Annotated in this window: 20 protein-coding genes and 1 pseudogene; 15 read left to right on the forward strand and 6 right to left on the reverse strand. The window is 35.1% G+C overall.

Annotated elements, in window-relative coordinates; translation table 11 throughout:
- Nucleotides 1-368 precede the first annotated feature (368 nt).
- Nucleotides 369-1,475: a hypothetical protein gene (locus ACY9Z2_RS10150; RefSeq protein WP_463609522.1), complete on the forward strand. Its 1,107-nt coding sequence runs from the start codon at nucleotides 369-371 to the stop codon at nucleotides 1,473-1,475.
- Here ACY9Z2_RS10150 and ACY9Z2_RS10155 read toward each other — a convergent pair.
- The 3 genes from ACY9Z2_RS10155 to ACY9Z2_RS10165 all read right to left on the reverse strand — a co-directional run bounded on the left by ACY9Z2_RS10155 (nucleotide 1,472) and on the right by ACY9Z2_RS10165 (nucleotide 6,621).
- Entirely contained in the window at nucleotides 1,472-2,305 is an 834-nt protein-coding gene (locus ACY9Z2_RS10155) for a DNA-methyltransferase (RefSeq protein ID WP_463609523.1), read from the reverse strand. The genes ACY9Z2_RS10150 and ACY9Z2_RS10155 overlap by 4 nt on opposite strands.
- A 366-nt stretch (nucleotides 2,306-2,671) precedes the next feature.
- Complete coding sequence (locus tag ACY9Z2_RS10160; RefSeq protein WP_463609524.1) at nucleotides 2,672-4,483, reverse strand: UvrD-helicase domain-containing protein; 1,812 nt, start codon at nucleotides 4,481-4,483, stop codon at nucleotides 2,672-2,674.
- Nucleotides 4,477-6,621 carry an AAA family ATPase gene (locus ACY9Z2_RS10165; RefSeq protein ID WP_463609525.1) on the reverse strand — a complete coding sequence of 715 codons (2,145 nt, stop codon included), beginning with the start codon at nucleotides 6,619-6,621 and terminating at the stop codon, nucleotides 4,477-4,479. The genes ACY9Z2_RS10160 and ACY9Z2_RS10165 overlap by 7 nt, the downstream gene beginning before the upstream one ends.
- A gap of 442 nt (nucleotides 6,622-7,063) precedes the next feature.
- On the opposite strand from ACY9Z2_RS10165, the gene ACY9Z2_RS10170 reads away from it, so the two are divergent.
- From ACY9Z2_RS10170 to ACY9Z2_RS10200, 7 genes are all read left to right on the forward strand, one after another.
- A complete protein-coding gene (locus tag ACY9Z2_RS10170; protein WP_463609526.1) occupies nucleotides 7,064-7,246 on the forward strand; it encodes a helix-turn-helix domain-containing protein in 183 nt (60 codons plus the stop codon).
- A gap of 51 nt (nucleotides 7,247-7,297) precedes the next feature.
- A complete protein-coding gene (locus tag ACY9Z2_RS10175; protein WP_463609527.1) occupies nucleotides 7,298-8,044 on the forward strand; it encodes a DnaD domain-containing protein in 747 nt (248 codons plus the stop codon).
- Nucleotides 8,041-8,376 carry a replicative helicase loader/inhibitor gene (locus tag ACY9Z2_RS10180; RefSeq protein WP_463609528.1) on the forward strand — a complete coding sequence of 112 codons (336 nt, stop codon included), beginning with the start codon at nucleotides 8,041-8,043 and terminating at the stop codon, nucleotides 8,374-8,376. Before ACY9Z2_RS10175 ends, ACY9Z2_RS10180 begins: the two co-directional genes overlap by 4 nt.
- Nucleotides 8,360-9,637 (forward strand): replicative DNA helicase, encoded by a 1,278-nt coding sequence (gene dnaB, locus ACY9Z2_RS10185; RefSeq protein ID WP_463609529.1) that lies wholly within the window; start codon nucleotides 8,360-8,362, stop codon nucleotides 9,635-9,637. Before ACY9Z2_RS10180 ends, dnaB begins: the two co-directional genes overlap by 17 nt.
- The gene (locus tag ACY9Z2_RS10190; RefSeq protein WP_463609530.1) at nucleotides 9,638-9,811 is read left to right on the forward strand and encodes a hypothetical protein; all 174 of its coding nucleotides are present in this window, start codon (nucleotides 9,638-9,640) and stop codon (nucleotides 9,809-9,811) included. It begins immediately after the preceding gene.
- A 97-nt stretch (nucleotides 9,812-9,908) separates the two neighbouring features.
- A complete protein-coding gene (locus ACY9Z2_RS10195; RefSeq protein WP_463609531.1) occupies nucleotides 9,909-10,298 on the forward strand; it encodes a hypothetical protein in 390 nt (129 codons plus the stop codon).
- A 124-nt stretch (nucleotides 10,299-10,422) separates the two neighbouring features.
- A complete protein-coding gene (locus tag ACY9Z2_RS10200; RefSeq protein WP_463609532.1) occupies nucleotides 10,423-10,824 on the forward strand; it encodes a DUF4181 domain-containing protein in 402 nt (133 codons plus the stop codon).
- 414 nt (nucleotides 10,825-11,238) lie between these two features.
- Here ACY9Z2_RS10200 and ACY9Z2_RS10205 read toward each other — a convergent pair whose 3' ends face one another.
- Nucleotides 11,239-12,246, reverse strand: a complete 1,008-nt coding sequence (locus ACY9Z2_RS10205) for a DUF3231 family protein (protein ID WP_463609533.1) — start codon at nucleotides 12,244-12,246, stop codon at nucleotides 11,239-11,241.
- Between the two features lie 322 nt (nucleotides 12,247-12,568).
- Nucleotides 12,569-12,946, reverse strand: coding sequence for a hypothetical protein (locus ACY9Z2_RS10210; protein WP_463609534.1), 378 nt, complete (start codon nucleotides 12,944-12,946; stop codon nucleotides 12,569-12,571).
- A 96-nt stretch (nucleotides 12,947-13,042) separates the two neighbouring features.
- Here ACY9Z2_RS10210 and ACY9Z2_RS10215 point away from each other — a divergent pair.
- The 4 genes and pseudogenes from ACY9Z2_RS10215 to ACY9Z2_RS10230 all read left to right on the forward strand — a co-directional run.
- Nucleotides 13,043-13,141: pseudogene (locus ACY9Z2_RS10215) on the forward strand (RsbT co-antagonist protein RsbRB); the annotation flags it as partial.
- Between the two features lie 69 nt (nucleotides 13,142-13,210).
- Nucleotides 13,211-13,849 carry a YczE/YyaS/YitT family protein gene (locus ACY9Z2_RS10220; protein WP_463609535.1) on the forward strand — a complete coding sequence of 213 codons (639 nt, stop codon included), beginning with the start codon at nucleotides 13,211-13,213 and terminating at the stop codon, nucleotides 13,847-13,849.
- 200 nt (nucleotides 13,850-14,049) lie between these two features.
- Nucleotides 14,050-15,507 carry a SulP family inorganic anion transporter gene (locus tag ACY9Z2_RS10225; protein WP_463609536.1) on the forward strand — a complete coding sequence of 486 codons (1,458 nt, stop codon included), beginning with the start codon at nucleotides 14,050-14,052 and terminating at the stop codon, nucleotides 15,505-15,507.
- A gap of 50 nt (nucleotides 15,508-15,557) precedes the next feature.
- On the forward strand, nucleotides 15,558-15,980 hold the full coding sequence (locus ACY9Z2_RS10230) for a universal stress protein (RefSeq protein WP_463609537.1): 423 nt from the start codon (nucleotides 15,558-15,560) through the stop codon (nucleotides 15,978-15,980).
- Between the two features lie 318 nt (nucleotides 15,981-16,298).
- Here the strand turns inward: ACY9Z2_RS10230 and ACY9Z2_RS10235 are convergent, their stop codons facing one another.
- Complete coding sequence (locus ACY9Z2_RS10235; protein WP_463609538.1) at nucleotides 16,299-17,315, reverse strand: DUF3231 family protein; 1,017 nt, start codon at nucleotides 17,313-17,315, stop codon at nucleotides 16,299-16,301.
- Nucleotides 17,316-17,824: 509 nt separating this feature from the next.
- Between ACY9Z2_RS10235 and ACY9Z2_RS10240 the strand changes: the two genes are divergently transcribed.
- The 3 genes from ACY9Z2_RS10240 to ACY9Z2_RS10250 all read left to right on the forward strand — a co-directional run bounded on the left by ACY9Z2_RS10240 (nucleotide 17,825) and on the right by ACY9Z2_RS10250 (nucleotide 19,566).
- Nucleotides 17,825-18,175, forward strand: coding sequence for a universal stress protein (locus ACY9Z2_RS10240; protein ID WP_463609672.1), 351 nt, complete (start codon nucleotides 17,825-17,827; stop codon nucleotides 18,173-18,175).
- 253 nt (nucleotides 18,176-18,428) lie between these two features.
- Nucleotides 18,429-18,815 carry a hypothetical protein gene (locus ACY9Z2_RS10245; RefSeq protein ID WP_463609539.1) on the forward strand — a complete coding sequence of 129 codons (387 nt, stop codon included), beginning with the start codon at nucleotides 18,429-18,431 and terminating at the stop codon, nucleotides 18,813-18,815.
- Nucleotides 18,816-19,077: 262 nt separating this feature from the next.
- Entirely contained in the window at nucleotides 19,078-19,566 is a 489-nt protein-coding gene (locus ACY9Z2_RS10250) for a DinB family protein (RefSeq protein ID WP_463609540.1), read from the forward strand.
- The last annotated feature ends 72 nt before the right edge of the window (nucleotides 19,567-19,638 follow it).

Below are 19,638 nucleotides of genomic sequence, written 5' to 3' on the forward strand. Positions count from 1 at the left end.
TAAGTCTCTCATATATACTCATCGATATCAGTCTTTCAATCTTTCTACTATACCAGTAAACTTATTTTTCATTTTTTAGAATCTCGTCGATTTCACAAGAATTATTCGTCTAGGTTTGTTTTCTTAAATAGATTTTTTTATATGAAAGCAATTCAAGGATTAGTAAAGTACAAATACATTTTACACCATAATTATCCATACATCATCATTAATACAAAATACTAGTAATTCTAATAATTAAGTTGAAATAGTTTTCATATTGCTTTTTCCTTTACTAACCTTTATCCATCTTGTTTAAGCACATTATAAGCAATAGTATGCTCTTCCAATTTATTGTAAATAATACTTCCAAGGAGGGATTATCTCCAATGGTAGTTGGAAAAGCATACTTACAGGAAAGAGTTTTATATGAATATATGTACCATAAAAATAATAATGGTAAGCTTACTCTTAATTTAGTTGTTAAAGAAGGGAAAGTGCAATACAAACCTAAATCTTTCATCGTGGATGACGTAAATATAATAAATGGAAATTTCCCGGATGTTGAAAAGATTAAATTTAAACGAGATGCCACATATAAGGATGGGCGACAGGCAGAAGTTAAGTTTCTCACGTCAGAATTTAATTATCATAAAGAACCAAAATATGTAGAATCCTTTAAAGAGTTTTTCAAAGATGGCGGATGTATAATAGTTCTCAGACACGATAATCCACCAAAACATTTATTTGAAAATTATCCTATAGATGTTTATGAATTAGATTATGAGGACTTTAACAATTATGTAAAAGAAAACCATGATAGATTATTACACAAACAAATACTTGGTAGAAGCGGCAAGGCGCACAAAAATTGGCTCTTTAGTGCTACAAAGAAAAACTTTTATGGTAAGAAGATAAAGCATAATGATAAGATAATATTTCCTGCAATAGATTCACACATTTGGTGCCCTAAAAATCTTACTGACCCTTATGAAATTGCCCTAAAGGATAAAGTTATATTTGTAAGGTTTAGTGGCCCTCAGAGTACCCAAGCAGCAGTAAATAAATATTGGGAAAAAAACAATTTGATTCATCCAAAATGGATAATTAAAGAAATCTGGATATGTGAAGTAAGCTTGCCTTTAATGAGTCGTGATCAATATTGTGAACGAATAGGCGTTGATGTACGGGAGCCTCTATGGCCGAGTGAAATAGCAACTAAAAACGGTGTAAGAACTAAGTATTGGCCACAAGTTTTCGGATTTAATGTAACGAAAGTAATTGAGAAGGAAATAAATTTGGCAGATGCGTACGAAGAGCTTGGTGAATTGATATATCCAAAATTCTTCAATTTATTCATTCAACAACATGCTATTAATATTACTGATGTTGAATATATTAATTTTTTGGAATGGTTAATGACTTATAAGTCAGATTTAATATCACCTCATATAATTAACGATGATTTCACCGATCCCCCACAGCTAGAACATTAGCCATTTCTATAATACTTATAATCAGTACAATCCAGCTCATACTGATCAATGAATGGTTTTATATAATCGAAGTTTAGTTCATAACCAATTGAATTTCTCTTATTCTCACTTGCACCTATAAGTGTTGTTCCCGTTCCAACGAAGGGATCCAATACTGTTTCTCCTTGAAGGCTAAATATTTTAATTAGCCTGTTTACAATTTCTTTTGGAAAAGTGGCTTTATGTTTTCCTTTTCTGGGAGAATTTATGTGCCATACTGGTTTAAGCCAATCTTGTAACAGTTCTTTATCGAGTAAATTATACTTATTACTTTGTCGCTCTTCCAGTGTAGGGCGTTCTCTAATTCCTGGTTTTCGAAAAACTAATATATGTTCTGTTGTAAGATCTGTATATAGAAAAGGGGGTACAGCATAACCTTTATATTTATCCCTACAAACAGAACCGTGTATTTTCTTCTCCTTTTTAACACTGTGTTTTTCCCAGATAAAATGTTGATATAAATCGAAGTCCATTTCTTCAAAATATCGGATTATAGATGATTGAAGTGAATATATTCTAGGTCGTCCACTTTGTTTATAACTACCCGTTCTAACATCTCCAACATTTATACAGATAAATGAATCTACTTTTATTACCCGCATGCATTCTAAAAAGACTTTTTCCAATTCCTTTAGGAAATGTTTGTAAGTCAAATTTAAACCCGTCTGTTGTGGATGTTTATAGTCTTTTAAGTTCCAGTACGGTGGGCTAGTAATTATTAAGTCAATTGTTCCCGTTGCGATTTCTTCCATTCCTTTTGTTACATCTTTATGGTAAACATATATATTCATTTACATTGTCCCCCAGCTGTTTTGTAATTTAATCTATGTGGGAGATTGCTTGTCCTATTACCAGTACAAGAGAATTTTTTTTGGTTATTTTTTGTGTTTGTTACAAGTATTACGCGTGATTGAGGCTAGATCTTGACCAATAAGTAACAAAACTAAGAAGCAAGGCTATTATTCGGATAACAGAAAAAAGCAGAGAATCCGATTAGTTCTCTACTTTTTATATATTATCAAGGAAATAATATAAAATTCGGGTGCTTTACTTTTATTGCTTAAGAATACCTTCGCCATCCAATATTGAGTGTTTTTTAATAGGCAATTTGATCCCCGCAAAAGTACCATAAAAGGAATCAGGAATGATATTCATTTTTATAAGCTTGAAGTGCTATCGGCGTGATAATAGATTTTATCATAATGAAACCTAGTTTGTGCTAATTGCTCGTTTATTTTGTATTCAAATCCTGATTTTGCCTTTCTTCCTTGTTCAGCAAATAAATGCAAATTACTTTTTGCTCTTGAAGCAATCACATATAATAATTTTTTTGAAGCAGATTCTGAAATATAGTATGGTTGATCTATTATAGAACTCCAATGAGGAACATATCCCCATAGTAACCCGAATGCAATTACTGTTTCGAATTCTTCACCTTTAACACCATGACATGTATTTATGACAACGCCAGTTGAAGGCTTAAATATACTTTTGAAATAATGTACGTCATCGGGGGTTTCAATAAAATTAGCTGATTCGTATCTAGACTGAATACCATTAAAGAATAATTCCCATTGTTCGATTAGTACATAGTGGTCATTGATGTCTAGATTCAGTTTATTCAAGAAACCCTTAAAGGCTTCTTTCAAATAAAGTATGCCTATTGTTTCAGAAGGATTAATTGAATTTATTAACTTTAGATATCTGCGGCAATCTATATGTTCATTCCCTAAAGAGCCATTTGTGTAAGTGTTGAGTTCATCAATCACTTGACTCATCCATCTAAATCTACTCATAGATGTTTCAGGTGTAATTTCGGTTAAGAAAAGCCTTGATAATTTCCACCAAAAATTTTCTCTATTTGTAGGTAGTGGTGAAACTCCTGGTGCATCAAAAGGAACGTCTGGTAATAACGATTTTAATTTTTGTGCGAGCGGGGTAAGAAAATACCATTGTGGTGCAATAATACATATTTCACTTGGCTTTACACCGTTTTTTAGATTATGAGTAATAATATCGGCAAACTCTTTGTAAAGGTTATCTTTATTTGTTGATGTATCAAGTGTGATTAATCCATTTACATTTGCATTCTTACCAAACGCTTCAATGTTCACATTTGTAGACTGAAAATTTTTAAAAAAATCAACCATCCTTTGAGTTGAGCGATAGTTACCTGGTATATCTTTTAACTCTATTTCTTGATTACCAATTTCTACTTGTATTTCATATAAACTTTTAGGTATTCCTCCTAAGGAACCGTAAATTGCTTGATCGGGGTCACCTACAAGAAACAATTTACATTTATGGTTGGCTTCAGTAATGATTTGTCCAATAATAGCGTATTGAAGGTCTTGAGTGTCCTGAAATTCATCAACAAAAATATAAGAAAATAGATTCGCTAGATGTGAGCGTATTTTTCTATTATTTTTTAACATTTTATAAGAATAGTAAAGTAATAAATCAAAGTCTATTTCCTTATTTACTAGGATACTGTCATGAAACTCTTTTGCAATTAAATTATTGTTAGAGTCATAGTTCAGATATTCTCCTTCTCTGTTTAACGCAGTATTAATATTGTTATAATAAGAGAGTGAGTGCTTTTCATTAAGCTGCTTTAATATTTTTTTCTTTTTATTTTCATCAATTATGGAAAAACCGTTCAGTAATGATGGATCATAAGCCGCATATGGTTTAATAATCCACTGATAACAAAACGAATGAATTGTACCAGCCCAAAGTTGTTCTTGGGGAATTCCCATTTCGTCTAGTCTTCGTTGTATTTCCTCAGCTGCTCGATTAGTAAAAGTGAGGGCAACAATAAACTTCCTTTTACTTTCTAGCCTTTCCAACTCATAATTAATCTTTTGAGTTAGCACTCTTGTTTTTCCGCTTCCAGGACACGCTATTACGAGTGCATTTTTATTCGTTGTTACAGCATCTAATTGTTGGCTGTTTAAACCTCTTAACATAAGTGATACCTCTCATGTAGGTCGATAAATAATAAAAAATCGTCATTACTTTCCAAATATTCGCTAGTTAATTCTTCTAATTTACTATATGTTTTCTCTTCTTCATTCACTGCATCTAGATCCTCTATAAATTCATATAATTCGTCGTGATTGCAATGTTTTTCTACTCGGTATTTAGCCATTTTCTCAAAATGATTATAACCAATATGACCTGCAGCAAACGCAATAGCTTCTAAGATATATTCTGGAACAAACGTTTCAAATGTAATTTCTTCTGCAAGTGTAAGTGAAAACCATCCTTTACCAACCTTATTAGCTAAGCGAAGGGTCTCACAACCTATTTTAATTTCATCTCTTGACGATAATAATGCTTTTGAAGCGTCTATTGAATTTTGTGATTTGTAAATTTTGTTGAGTGTTTGTATTATTTCTGGTTCATTACTGTTTAAAACAAAATCAACTTCGAAAGTATAGCTTGCATAAAAGGCTTCAACCCAAGGATTACCTTTACAGTATGAATCAAGCTTTTGTCTTCTTTCCTCTCCTTTAATTTCAGAATTACGAGATTTTTTCTCTTCATCTGTGTCATTTGTTCCATTTTCTTTCAAGGGAATTAGTGATTTGTCATAATCGGTAATGATGGAACAATGTCGTCTTATTCTTTGATTATGGAATAAGTTTGCAATATGTTCAAATACCGTACTGTTCATATTTATTAAACTGATCCCAATTTCATCAAGACTTAAACCAAATACACTTTTGAAAAGAGTGGGTATAAGGATTAATTCCGCGTCGCCTTCAACTAAGATAACCCCTTTAGCAAATAATAATGTACTCCGCGTAGCATCAAGGTACCGTTCAATTTTGTTAGATTCCTTTTCATCAAGTCCAATGCTTGGATGACAGACGATAGTTTCATTATCCTCTTTACATAAAATATTTACCGACTTTATTTTATTTGCTGAGGAAATATGAGTCGAATGCGTTGTTGTAATAACCTGTGTGTTTTGAAACTTGTAATTATCAAACATCGTTTTCTGGATATGAGTATGGATGTGTGCTTCTGGCTCTTCGATTAATAGGAAATGAGCGGCTTTTTCTTCAGATGGTTGCTTGTACTCATATTCTAATAATTTTAATGTAATATAGATCAAATTTGCTCCACCTAAGCTTAAATCTTCTAATTTACCTTGATAACTTGCATCCTCACCATCTCCAACCCAAAGTGCTAACGATTGAAACAGTTTATTAATATCTTCAGGTAGCTCAGAACGGATACTTACATTTGGTGCATACGTAAAACCTATAGTAGAATCAATTGTCTTTTTCACCTTTTTAGCTAATTCCTTAATCTCTGAAAGGTTACTAATTGTTTCATTTAAATCTGTTACCTTGTTTGTAATATCTGTGGCTGCTGATACATGAATGTTATTAGCGCTTCCCCTTAATAAGCTTAACAACGGGCTTTGCCTTTTTTTGCGTAACTCAGACATTACATCTCGAAGAGCTTTGATATATGTACAAGTAATCTCTGATCGTACTAAAAAAATTTGGGATGTAGTAATACCCAATAAATCCTTTTTTTCATCATCAGGATTAGGGAAAATAATATTTTCAAAATCACCAACTAGTTCTTTATATATTGATTCATCAGAAAAATCAGCTGTGCCTCGAAAATGATATACACCCTCATAATCGTTTATTGTTATCTCATTTAAAATTTCGTTAAGCTTTTGCTGATTTTTATCATCGTCTAGAGAGAGCTCGTAAAGTTTCTTTCTATACTTTTTATTCGGTCGAAAATAAAAATGATAGGAACCGCTACTTACTGTTTCATCTATATGCTCAAGTTTATGCGCTAGTATATTTGCTCCTTCACTTGAATCTAAATCTTTAAATTGAAGCGATACAATAATCCAATGCCCCTGCCATCTAGTTAATTTTCTGTTAAAATCTGTTTCTATGAGCTTAGAAGCACTTATTGGTAACTTATTATCAATCATAATTCGTAAGGCAAAAAATGCATTTGTCTTTCCAGATCCATTCTCTCCTATAATAGTATTTACTCCTGGTTGGAATAAGAAGTTCTGTGAACAGAAGTTTCTGAAGTTTCTTATATACATTTTTGATATATACATAATCTACTTCCCTCCTACTTTTATTAGTTATTATTAACATTTTAACACTTTCATTACATAATAGTTGAACATTCGTAATTTAAAGATATTGAAAAGTGGATGAAAAACGTTCCATATCTGAAATGCAAACCATCAGAGAAGAATTTGAAAAAGTTAGCTGATTGTCAGGCGTATATGACTTAATTCACTTAATACTAAATTTATAAAGACAATACTTACTTTGCGAGATGGAATAAGTAATTATTTGGTGCCCAATCCTCGAAACTATTCTAAATTAGTTCAAGTGACGGGCATTTTTATTATCTTTAAGAAAATTTAAAATTTTTCCTACCACCATGCCACCAAACCGACCTCTCTATTCGATTATAGAGATAGAAAGTGTTTTACTCCGATAGAATTCGGTTAAATCCACTTTCATCTATCGAAATGGGAGGTTTTTCATATGGAACGGCAAACGTTAACGGTTAAAGAAGTTGCGAATTACCTGGGGGTTCATACCGATACCATTTATGCAATGGTTCATGCAAAAGAGATTCCGCATCTGAAGATTGGAAATCGCATTTTGTTTACGAAAGCTTCTATTGATTTATGGATACAAGATCAAGAATACACAAACCTACGTTAATTGCGTAGGTTTATTGTGCTTTTATTTTACATACCGGAGAGGGAAATGATGATGAATTATATTAAAGAACTAAATGCATTTAAGGATTGGGTGCAGGTTAATGAACTTTCGGCTAATGCAACACTCTTGTGGCACACGTTGATGATGATTAATAATACGACGGGATGGAAACATCAATTTAATGCGCCGAATGCTTTGGTGGGTAATTTGACAGGCTTGTCGGTACAAAGGATAAACGAGGCTCGAAAACAGCTTATGGAACATCGGTTAATCACTTGTGAAAACGGCAAAAAAGGGAAGGCGCCAGTATATGGAATGATTTCATTTTTTCATACAACGGAACAATCACTGGAACTTTATCCGGAACAATCACAGGAATCATTTCCGGAACCATTTCAGGAGCAATCCCGGAACATACGTAAACATAAAGAAAAAGAAAATAAAGTAAGAGGACGAGAAGAAACGCGTGAAGAACGACTTGTAACTATTTATGAAGAAAATATCGGAAAGCTAAGTCCACTGGCAAAGAGCGAATTGGTTAAGTGGTGCGATCAGCTTGGGGAGGAAGTAATCCTTGAGGCAATTAAGCTGATGACGAAGCATGATGGTCGAACGTTTCGATACTTGGAGAAAATTTTGCAGGAATGGGCAGGTGCTCATGTTGACTCCGTTGCGGCTGTTAAAACGTATGAAGATCAGAAAAGAAACATGGAGGAAAATACGGTTCCATTTCGAAAGCATCCTGCAGCGAGAAAGCTATCGGTATTTGATGAACTTAGAGCGGAGATGGGGCTATGAATAAACAAGAGGCAGTTCACGTACTGGAAACGATTTGTGATATTTATCCGAAGTTCGAAGTGTCCAAAAGGAAAGCGCACATGCTGATTTCACAGTTGGTTCAAATGGATTATGAAGCCGTGATGGAGAAATTGTCTGCATATGTTGGGACACATCCGTTTGCACCGACACTTGCAGAAATAGCTGCATATCCGCCAGTGTGCAACAACCATCTGGAAAACATCAGTATGTGGCGGGCTGAGGCGGCAAGCGTTTCAATCGAAGTGAAACAGGCTTTCCACAAGCAACTGACGAAATTATTAAGGGACAAGACCAATGATAGGCTTAGTTAATTTTGAAGCAGAAGTGTCGGTATTAGGATCGGTGCTGTTGGAAGGGTCACTGTTTAACGAATTAGAACTGCAGGAAGAGCATTTTTATCATGTGGAACATCAAGTGATTTACCGTGCTATGAAACAAGTTTCGGATGCTGCGAGTAGAATCGATCTGGTTTCTGTCGTAACGCAATTGGGAGATGCGCTAACACAGGTGGGGGGATCGAGCCGATTAGTGGAAATGGCAGAGTCTGTACCTAGCCTCGCGAGTTTGAAGCATCATGAACGGCTGATTTTCGATGCATACCGAAATCGCATGGCCAGAACGTGTGCATTACGATTTGCGGAAAATCCAACAGATGAGGAGCTTGATCTGTTGATTAGTCAGTTGGAAGGATACCGTGAACTTGGTGTAAGTAAGCAGGAGAAAACGACATATGATTATTTACTCGAAATCACCGATGAAATGTGCTTCCCAACAGATGAACAATCGGGTTTTAACACGACATTTCATGATTTGGACGATATGACGGGCGGACTACAGCGTGGCGAATTGATTATTGTTGCTGCACGACCATCTGTAGGAAAGACTGCATTTGCCCTGAATCTAGCAGCTGGGCATTCGAAAAACGGTGGATCATCATTGATTTTCAGTTTAGAGATGGGGACAAAGCAGTTATTGCAGCGAATGATCTCAGCAGAAGGATCCATCAACAGTCAGAAATGGCGCAGCATGATTTTTTCTGAAAAAGATTATGAGAATGCATTACAGGCGATTGGCACAATCTCAAACTGGAGTCTGCAGCTATATGATAATGTTCGAACCTCAGCTATGATTCGATCCACAGTTAGGCAAGCAGTTCGTGATAATCCAGGTGAGCGCCATGCTGTATTTATTGACTATTTACAGCTGATGACACCATCAAGTAAACAAGAGCGCAGGGATCTAGAGATTGGTGAAATAACGCGCGAGCTGAAACTGCTTGCGGTCGAACTAAATATTCCTATCGTGCTACTATCACAGCTGTCACGTGGGGTCGAGTCACGACAAGATAAACGCCCGCTCATGTCGGATCTGAGAGAGTCAGGAAACATCGAGCAGGATGCAGATGTTATTTCATTTCTTTATCGTGATAATTATTATAGTCGGGAGAGTGAAGAGATTACTAGAGTAGAAGTTATTATAGCCAAGCAGCGGAATGGTCCTACTGGAACGGTGGAGTTGGAGTTTGATAAGGAGTATGGGCGGTTTGGGAATAGGAAGAGGGAGATGGTCTAGATGGAAAATCAAGTGTTTGTGATGTTGAGAAATTGGTATGAAGAAAGTGGAGAAATTCTATCAATTGGAGAGTTGCAGAAGCAGTTGGCGGGGAAGTACGCAGTGGATTATGTGGTGGAAGGGGTTTATATGTTTGATGGGTATTTGGATGTGCGGAGAGGGAGTGTAGGATAGGCGAAATTTTAAAAAGTGATTGGATGAAGATTACTAGCTTGTCAAAGAAATGATTTGAATATAATATTAAACTCAGAAAATCAAACGAGGTGACAAAATGAAAAACATCCAACAATTCGCCAAACAATACAACCAAGAAATGAACTGGCATATGGATAAAGGAAGCGCAGAACAAACCAAATCCGCCTTATTAGGCAATTATATGCGTCTTACGACCGAAGTTGCCGAGGTAGCAGAGGAATTACGTAAAGGCTTCAATATGGCTAACACCTATATCAATGAAGGTATGGATGAAGAAGAGGCATTTGAAATAGCGATGGACTCTATTAGTGAAGATCTTGGAAAAGAGTTAGCTGATTGTCTTGCGTACATAACTAAATTCGCTAACTACTTTGATGTAGACTTAGAAGAGACATATTTTGCAAAGATGGAAGAAGTGAAGAATCGGAAAAATAAGGATGTCGCAATAATTGGTAAACACAATTAGATTTTAACAGAATATTGAAAGGTGTGCTTTGTCCTTCATCCAGGAAAAAAATGCTACTGAAGCTGCATGTGAGAGATAAAGAGATAGATGGATTGAAGGGTATTTATTCAGGAGGAACAACATAATGAATAGTTGGCTGGGATTGGAATTATTTGTCTTAGTGAAGTTAGTAATCTTAATATTTATTGTTTATATTTTAATTATTGGTTTTGAAAAATTACTAAGAAATCTACTGAAGGTTCAAAAAGAGAATAAATATAATCCTAAAGAGGGTCTTATTCGCTTAGTAAATATAGGACAAACAATCTTACTTTTAATATTCTTTGGATTTATTTTATATGGATATTCTACAAGAACAATAATAATATTACTTATTTCATTTACAGTGATCTTATATGGAACTCAGGCTTTCATACAATGGAAACTTCTTGTTAATTCAAGAGAGTATATAGTAAGTATCGGAACAGGATTTTTTGTACTCGCATTAATAACTATACTTGCTAAGTTTGACTTCTATTTGGTTTAGTTAAAATACCTCAAGTGAAGTTTACATTATGTTAGGGGGAACCGTCCCTTTGCTTCATGAAAAAGCCACTCCCATTAAGGTTGTGACTTTTTCTTAATACACGTCATAAATGAATACCCTAAAACAATACAAAAGATGAAATAAAATAAGGCATCCCACATTGCAAAAAAAATAAACAGGGTAAAACAGGAGCCATTGATAATTCGCTTGTTGCGTTGCATTTTCAGTTTATCCATGAAAACTTGGAAGTATGACCTCGTTAATATTCCCAAGTACATTTACCAGAAGCTCTAAAAAAGTCAATACAAGCCTTTCATATAGTTACCGTTTAATAATTGACCAAATCCAGGTAATGAGATGCTCCACATTAGTTTTCAAATGGACGCTTTTTCATTTGTACATATCCAAAGGTTTTTATGACTTATTTTTTGCAATTTCTTTTCTATTAGGAGCAAGTGGTGGTTGTTCTAGCCATTTATTTTGTACCATAAGATTAAACCATTTTTTTGTTACCGATATATTTTTTAGAATGATGCTTTCATAAGTTGCTACAAGGTCTGTTCGCATTGCTGATGCTAATCCTACCCCTTGATAGGCCTGTGCAGTTTGGAATAAGAAACCAATATGATATAACATTAACTTATCGGAAAATGGAGAATCCGTTGAAACTGTTACTTCTGTTTCCATTGACTTAGGAATTGGTAAATTATCTTTGTGCATTATGTTTGCAAGAGACTGTATTTGATTATCAGTCGTTTTCTCAGCATTCTCTAAAAACTTTCTTACTTCCTTTGACTGCGTAACCTGACTAAAAGCAATAGAAAGAGATTTAGCCATAATGCTTTTTTTAAGGTTGAAAGAGATACTGATGACTTCAGTGGCAGTTAAACGTCTGCCTTTTCCTAAAATACCATCCTTAAAGTCCTGAGTAGAAACAAATTCTGGCTTTTTTTCAGGATAAAATAGAGGGTCCCTTTGAAAAATTCCTTTCTCAAGCATTAACTCTATGGTTTGATGATACATTCTTTTACCGTCATTATCACATGAATCGTAAAAATCTCTTAAGTCCTTTCTGACAGAAACGCTTAATGAAGTTGTGTGACCTAACAACCCATGCAAAGTCATTACATGTAGATAATATAGACAAAATGCGTCAGTAAATAATCTTTCTGAACCTATATATATGTCAGATTCAGTAAATCCTATTGGAACTGGATATCCCTCATTCTTTATAAAAGTTGTTATTTGATTCTTTTGTTTTTCAAATGTCTTGATAGCGTCATCAAAAATACTTTTTATTGCATCATCTTCAATAATTGAATACATGTATCGATTTACCATATCTGTCATTGTACCGTTTACATACTCTCCCCATAACGAACCTATCTCGGAGGATGTTAGTTTTAATTTTTCCTTATCCACGTCATCACCTCTTTAATAAGATGCCAACTTTAATAAAAAATATGACTTTTTATTTCATTGACGAAAAGGATTCTAGTGCGAGCAAATACTTTCCGAAACAATACGTTATGCTAAACCAATTGGTAAATATGAAGGTAACAGTGGTAATCTCTATGGTAGTAACGGGTAAATAGAGATGACACAAGGGTACATTTCATTGAAAAAAAGCTTCGGAACGGTTCTTCTGCTTCATTTACAAGCAATTTCAACCTGAAAATTTATAATGGTTTATGTCAGGTAATATATCAAATGATGGAGTAGGTAGGAAGCAAGAGAACCGTCCCTATGCTTCTGACTTTTTCTTAATACACGTCATAAATGAATACCCTAAAACAATACAAAAGATGAAATAAAATGAAGGGGTTATCAGTTTCCCAACCCCCATATATGGAAATAATGAGATAATTGCAACCGGAACTGTGATAGTGAAAAATTGCGCCCAATTAAAGGTCAAATTGACCTTATCCTTTTTTCTATTAATAAGCATTTCCAAAACACTAAACAAACTTAAATACACCCCAATTAATAAAGGGAATATATATAGATAGATTCTCATTTTAGTTGGATCAAAGGTACGTTCCAAATCTGTTTTTAACCAGGCTTCAATCTCAAATCCAACTCTTAAAATAAGATATAACCCAATAACAAGTAATATATTCACCAAATATTTTTTTACCATCCTATTCCTCACCCTCCTCTAAATATGATATGTAAAAATTATACTATTTAGATTTTTTTATATAAAGATAAAGTTCACATAAGGTTAGAAATTGCACAAACGGCTGTTCAATTAGGGCTATCATTTGAAAAAGTTGCAATCGCTACTACCCTTAATCGAGCTATTAATCTGAAGTAAACAATTCTCTTGCATATCCTTCCAATATCCTGCACTATAATCATATTGCGATGAGAAAGAAGGATGCATATGCAAAAGACGATACGTTGGTCAACTTTTGTTATTGGCGTAATGTTTTTTAGTCTTGGTATCTCGATAACGATCAATGTTCAGCATTTAGGTATACACCCTTGGGACGTATTAAATGTTGGGCTATACGAGAAGTTTGGTTTTACCATTGGCACGTGGAACGTTACGTGTGGGATCGTTCTTATTATTATTTCTTATATCCTTGATAAAAGCTATATTCGGCTTGGCACCTTTCTTAATGCCTTTCTTGTAGGGGCATTTGTCGATTTGTATCTTTGGCTAGATATTTTGCCAACAGCAAGTCATTCGTGGATGGATATTGTTATTATTCTAATCGGTATCTTCTTTATGGGATTTGGTGGCGGCATGTATAATGCTGCGGGCGTAGGTTCAGGGCCGCGTGATGGGTTCATGCTGTCTATTTCAGACAAAACCGGAGCACCGATACGTCGGGTCAGAATAATTACCGAAACGAGTGTCCTAGTAATTGGCTTACTCCTAGGTGGACCAGTATTCATCTTTACATTTTTATTTACGTTCATCCAAAGTCCATTGTTTCAGTATTTTTACTTAAAAATAAAATTTCTTATCGAACATATAGAAAAGCCGATAGTAGAGAGACAGAATCGTTCGGCGTAATATTCGTAATCCGAGTAGCTCGTAGCTTACTCGGATTTTTGTATGAAAAATAGAGGAAATGCGCGTATTTTAAAGGATAATCCAAATGACCACGCTTACACGGCGTTTTCAGCATTCTCTGAAATATGGTATGATACAAAAGTTGTGTTCGGTTAAAGCCTTGTAGAAGGCTTAAAAAAATATAGAAAGAGGTATCGAGTTTGACTATAGAACAGTTAAAAAGAGAATGGTTTGGCAACATCAAGGGAGACATCCTTTCTGGGATGGTAGTGGCGATGGCACTTATTCCTGAAGCGATTGCGTTTTCGATTATCGCTGGTGTTGATCCAATGGTTGGTTTGTATGCATCGTTTTGTATCGCCATTGTGATTTCCATTGTTGGTGGTAGACCTGCGATGATTTCGGCAGCTACTGGGGCAATGGCATTACTAATGGTTACGCTGATAGCGGAGCATGGCTTACAATATTTATTGGCAGCGACGATTTTGACAGGTGTCATTCAAATTTTGTTTGGTGTGTTTAAGCTAGCGAGAGTGATGAAATTCGTACCACGTTCGGTGATGGTCGGTTTCGTTAATGCATTAGCAATACTAATTTTTACGGCACAGCTACAGCATTTTGTTGGAGAAACATGGGTGATGTATGCACTCGTTGCGTTAACTCTAGCAATTATTTACGTGTTTCCTAGATTTACAAAAGCGGTTCCGTCAACGTTAGTTGCAATCATCGTTATTTCGTTAATCACGGTATTTGGTGGAATCGATATTCGCACAGTTGGTGATTTGGGGAACCTTTCATCACAGCTGCCGGTATTTTTAATCCCATCTATTCCATTGACATGGGAAACATTGATGATTATATTTCCGTATTCCTTATCACTAGCAATTGTTGGGTTATTGGAAACACTACTAACTTCAAGTATTGTGGATGATATGACAGATACAGAGGGGAATAAGAATCGAGAGAGTAGCGGTCAAGGAATCGCGAATATTGTGGCAGGATTTTTCGGTGGAATGGCTGGATGCGCAATGATTGGTCAGTCCGTGATCAATGTGAAATCTGGCGGAAGAGGTAGACTTTCCACATTTGTCGCTGGTGCATTTTTGATGGTATTAATTATCGTACTTGGTAATGTAGTGGTTCAAATTCCAATGGCAGCATTAGTTGGTGTAATGTTTATGGTATCAATTGGTACTTTTGACTGGTCATCGGTTAGGAATTTGCACAAATTGCCAAGAACGGATGCAGTCGTGATGGTTACCACAGTTGGTATCGTTTTGATAACGCATGATCTGTCAAAGGGTGTTCTAGCTGGCGTACTATTGAGTGCAATTTTCTTTGCAGGTAAGATTTCAAAGGTAAAAGTGACGGAAAAAATCGTTACAAATGAAAAACGTATTTACTATGTACATGGGCAATTATTTTTTGCATCCGTTAGTGACTTTCCGAAGAAGTTTAATTTCCTTGATTCAGTGAAGGAAGTGGAGATTAACTTGAATAATGCTCACTTATGGGATGATTCCGCAATTGGTGCTTTAGATAAAATTGAAACGAAATTTGAACAACAAGGTATACACGTTACCTATACCGGATTAAATGAGGACAGTATGCATTTGAAAAATCGTATTGGTGGATTATCAAAAGCATCTGGACACTAAACGACCTTCTGGTATGATGAAAAGAAATTGGATTCGATAGGAGAGAGGTGTTGCGCTTGTTTAGTAAGATTTTGTTAGCAACAGACGGTTCTGAACACTCGTTACGTTCAACGAAACATGCAATTGAACTTGCTCAGAAATTTGAAGGTAACATCAAGGCTATCTATGTCGTAGATGGACAGACGTCAAAAGCAGATGTACTTCACCATGCAGATAAATTTGAGGTTGAAAAGAGTCGTATGGAAAAAATTCATCCTGTGGAGGAGTTGCTTCATCAAGCAGATGTTCCCTATGAAGTGGAAGTGCTTCATGGTGAAGCAGGTCCGACTATTGTCAAGTACGCAAACGATGGTGATTATGACTGTGTTGTAATTGGGAGTAGGGGATTGAATAATTTACAGACGTTTATTTTGGGCAGTGTTAGTCATAAGGTTGCTAAGCGTGTTAATTGCCCAGTGTTAATAATAAAGTAGTAGAAACCCGGGTCGGTTGATCCGGGTTTTAAATTTGTATTGGGGGATGGAGGTTGAATAAGGAGACAAGGTTATTATGGTCTATAGATGTAAAAATGTTAGATCTACTTTTTTACACTTAATAAGAATTAAATTAAGGTGAAAAAGATTTATTCCTATATGTTGATTCAATAAATTCATATTTTATTAGGTGTCATAAATGAGTAGTAGCAAAAAATATTGCTACTACTGGTATTTTGTAGCGCTACTATTAAATCATTGACTCAAAGTTAAACGTTGGTTAATCTACATGAACCTGTTTGAGAAACTATAACAAATCTAATATCCGTTTTCTTTTGCTAATTCTTTACGGTTCGGAGCCATAGGCGGCTGTTCTAACCACTTATTTTTAATCATGATATTAGCGCCATCCTCTGACACTTTCTGTATCTCAACTGATAATCTGTTATACATGACACCTAAATCTATTCTAGGACTTTGAGCAACACTCGTACCATAAAATCCAGTACTCAAAGCAATTAAAGCACTTGTATAATACATCATTAATTTATCGGAAAATGTATAGGTTGTACTTTTTGTTATATCTGCATCCCACGTCATTGGTGCAGGAAGATTACTTTCCTTTAATTTTTCTTCGAATAATGAAATGTGTTTTTGACCAACTTCTATACATCTTAGCATGAATTTTGTTACATTTTTTGATTGGGCAACTTGACTAAAACCCGTTATGGTAGCCGTGCCTATAGCGTTTCGTTGAATATTAGCATAAAGGTTAGACACTTCTTGTCCAATTAACGGTCTTTTTTCACCTAAAACGTCCCATAAAAAACCTTGCTTTTCTACAAAGTCAACTTCAGTGGGACTAGGTAAATATGGTGCTCTGACATACAACCCCTTTGCCAACAATAAATCTTTTGCCATCTCATACAATTCCATTGTCTCTGTTAGACATTCTTTATAGTAGGCAGTAATATCTGATCTTACTGAAAAGGACAAGCTAGATCCATATGTCGTAAGTCCGATTGCAGCCATTTGATGGATAAATGTTAATGCAAAACTGTCGGCGTATAATCTCGGGGCGGTTAAATCAACATCTTCCTCCACCTTAAAGCCATGAGGAACTTCATTTTTTTCCTCAATAAGTATAGTAGTAATTCTTTGTAAATGTGATTGTGATAACTTTAGAGCATGTTCAATGATTGGCTTTATTTCTGTATCCTCAGCCTTTTCCAGAAAAAAACTTAGTGAACATACACTTGCACTATCGTTCATGTATTGCATCCAAAGCTGTGTGATTTCACCCGAGGTTAGTCTGATCTGTTTTCCCTGTTCCATTTAAGAGCCTCCGTTATACAAAAGAATAAATTTCTTGTTAAATATTTTCTGTTATAATACGAAAAGTATGCAGGTTATGTATTTCAAGACATGTAAGCTTGTCCAATTGTTATTACATATAATTCTAGATGTAGGATTGCTAAATTCATTGAACCAACATCACTTAATTATTTTCATAAGTATCAATCTAATAAATTTTCGGAAAGAGAATTCCAACTGGTATAGACAAAAGTGGTAAATGATGAGGTTCAATTAAAACTGTTCAAATAGGAAGCTTGGTGGTAATTTTCCTCTACTGTTAGGAAATATGCAGAAGGAAGTAATAACTCTATCACTCGAAAAAAAATCACTTTTCTAATCAACTTTTAATCTTGTTTACAATGAAGTTTATCAAAAGCATCTGGACACTAAACTAGCTACCAGTGTGATGATTAGAGAGAGCTGTTGCTCTTTTTTGTAGGATTTTTTTAGCAACAGATGGTTCAGAACACCCATTATGATCACATGCAATTGAACTAGCTCAGAAATTTGAAGGTAACATTAAGGCTATCTATGTCGTAGATGGACAGACATCAAAGGCAGATGTACTGCATCATGCAGACAAATTTGAGGTTGAAAAGAGTCGCATGGAAAAAATTCATCCTGTGGAAGAGTTGCTTCATCAAGCAGATGTACCCTATGAAGTGGAAGTGCTTCATGGTGAAGCGGGTCCGACTATTGTCAAATATGCAAATGATGGTGATTATGACTGTGTTGTAATTGGGAGTAGGGGATTGAATAATTTACAGACGTTTATTTTGGGAAGTGTTAGTCATAAGGTGGCTAAGCGTGTGGATTGTCCAGTGTTGATAATAAAGTAGGTAAGCCCGAGTCGGTTGATCCGGGTTTTAGTTTTGTCTTGTGGGTTTGGGAGCAGAGTTGGATTAAGGAGGTAGGGTGATTTCAGCCAAAAATGTATCAATGTTGGCATACTTTTATCACCTAAATGTTATAATTGTTTGTAATATTCTGATCTATATTCGATTGGTAAATATTCAGCAATCGGACCATTTTGCGGAATAAAATATGTTAAATTCAATCAGAGTAGTTAACACGACAGGGGGGATGTTAAACGTGAAGAAACTAAGTCTTTTGCTCCTTATTTTTTTAGTGCCTACCAGTTTCATTGGTTGCCAAAGTAATAACCTTAATCTAACCAACGACATATCCAGTATAGAAGTATATGAGTGGGATAGTGATAAATTAGTTACAACTATTGACGATAATGAATTTATAGAGGAACTTGTAAAGAAATTAAACAGTGCCAGCACAGTTACAACAGCAGCAAATATGGATTATGTATTCCCTGATTACGAGTTAGTCTTTAAAAGTGTTGAGGATGAGGATATATTCAGTATTAGTTATTACAATAAAATAATGGATTTTGGAGTAAAAGGACGTTATTTGGATGCAGATGAAGGTGTAATGTATAAAGTTGAGCTTCAATTACCGACTGATTAAAAATCTATATTCAATTAACGGGCGCTATCCTTGAATAAAGGTAAACGCTCTTTTTTCTGTTTAGGGCCATTTTGCGGAATAAGCAGGAGTCTTCTGAGGGTTGTCGAAGTAGTATTTATAGCTGTTCTTTTTTGCGTCAAACAGTTTATTTTATTTTCTTAGGAAGGTAATAAGGAAGGTTCATCTTGAAATTGTAATTTATGCCAGTACAACACGCCGCAAATGATTTTTGATTAAAGGGATTAAATTGGAGGGTATAAAAATGGATGTAAGGACACTTTTGTTACAACAATGGGCAAGTTGCTTAGATGAAGAAGACTGGTTTCCACCACTTGAAAAAGTACTAGAGAATATTACTTTGGAACAGGCAATTTGGAAACCAGTTGAAGAGGCACATTCCATTTGGGAATTAGTTTGTCATTTACTTTTCTTTGAAAAGAGAATTCTGTTACGCTTTCTTGGTGAAACGGCAAATGAACCAGTGGCAGAAAATAATGACGCTACATATCGATTACCAACTGAGACCTTTCAAAATTGGAAGGAAACAAAACAAGAATACTTTTCTGTTCATCGTGAACTTGAAAAAATACTAGCAAAATCAGATATAGAAGATTTGTATAGACCGATTCCTGATGACAATCCATTAGTGCCAGAACTGAAGAGTTTAGCAATGCACGACGCATATCATATTGGGCAAATTGTATTCCTAAGTAAACTGCAAGGAGCTTGGCCAGGGAAACGCAGCTTCTAAAAAAGCCTCTTTAGCTTTACGTTATTCATTTAAAGGGCGCTTATCTCTAAGAGCATTGTACCGTGTTGCGGA

It is taken from the genome of Virgibacillus sp. GM2-2 (genome assembly GCF_055329585.1).

Excerpts from the sequence above, each read along its gene's own strand:
- ACY9Z2_RS10170 (WP_463609526.1), top strand. The coding sequence starts at position 7,064 with ATGGAACGGCAAACGTTAACGGTTAAAGAAGTTGCGAATTACCTGGGG.
- ACY9Z2_RS10180 (WP_463609528.1), top strand. The coding sequence starts at position 8,041 with ATGAATAAACAAGAGGCAGTTCACGTACTGGAAACGATTTGTGATATT.
- ACY9Z2_RS10250 (WP_463609540.1), top strand. The coding sequence starts at position 19,078 with ATGGATGTAAGGACACTTTTGTTACAACAATGGGCAAGTTGCTTAGAT.
- ACY9Z2_RS10150 (WP_463609522.1), top strand. The coding sequence starts at position 369 with ATGGTAGTTGGAAAAGCATACTTACAGGAAAGAGTTTTATATGAATAT.
- ACY9Z2_RS10195 (WP_463609531.1), top strand. The coding sequence starts at position 9,909 with ATGAAAAACATCCAACAATTCGCCAAACAATACAACCAAGAAATGAAC.
- ACY9Z2_RS10200 (WP_463609532.1), top strand. The coding sequence starts at position 10,423 with ATGAATAGTTGGCTGGGATTGGAATTATTTGTCTTAGTGAAGTTAGTA.
- dnaB (WP_463609529.1), top strand. The coding sequence starts at position 8,360 with ATGATAGGCTTAGTTAATTTTGAAGCAGAAGTGTCGGTATTAGGATCG.
- ACY9Z2_RS10235 (WP_463609538.1), bottom strand. The coding sequence starts at position 17,315 with ATGGAACAGGGAAAACAGATCAGACTAACCTCGGGTGAAATCACACAG.
- ACY9Z2_RS10190 (WP_463609530.1), top strand. The coding sequence starts at position 9,638 with ATGGAAAATCAAGTGTTTGTGATGTTGAGAAATTGGTATGAAGAAAGT.
- ACY9Z2_RS10165 (WP_463609525.1), bottom strand. The coding sequence starts at position 6,621 with ATGTATATATCAAAAATGTATATAAGAAACTTCAGAAACTTCTGTTCA.
- ACY9Z2_RS10175 (WP_463609527.1), top strand. The coding sequence starts at position 7,298 with ATGAATTATATTAAAGAACTAAATGCATTTAAGGATTGGGTGCAGGTT.
- ACY9Z2_RS10220 (WP_463609535.1), top strand. The coding sequence starts at position 13,211 with ATGCAAAAGACGATACGTTGGTCAACTTTTGTTATTGGCGTAATGTTT.
- ACY9Z2_RS10155 (WP_463609523.1), bottom strand. The coding sequence starts at position 2,305 with ATGAATATATATGTTTACCATAAAGATGTAACAAAAGGAATGGAAGAA.
- ACY9Z2_RS10160 (WP_463609524.1), bottom strand. The coding sequence starts at position 4,483 with ATGTTAAGAGGTTTAAACAGCCAACAATTAGATGCTGTAACAACGAAT.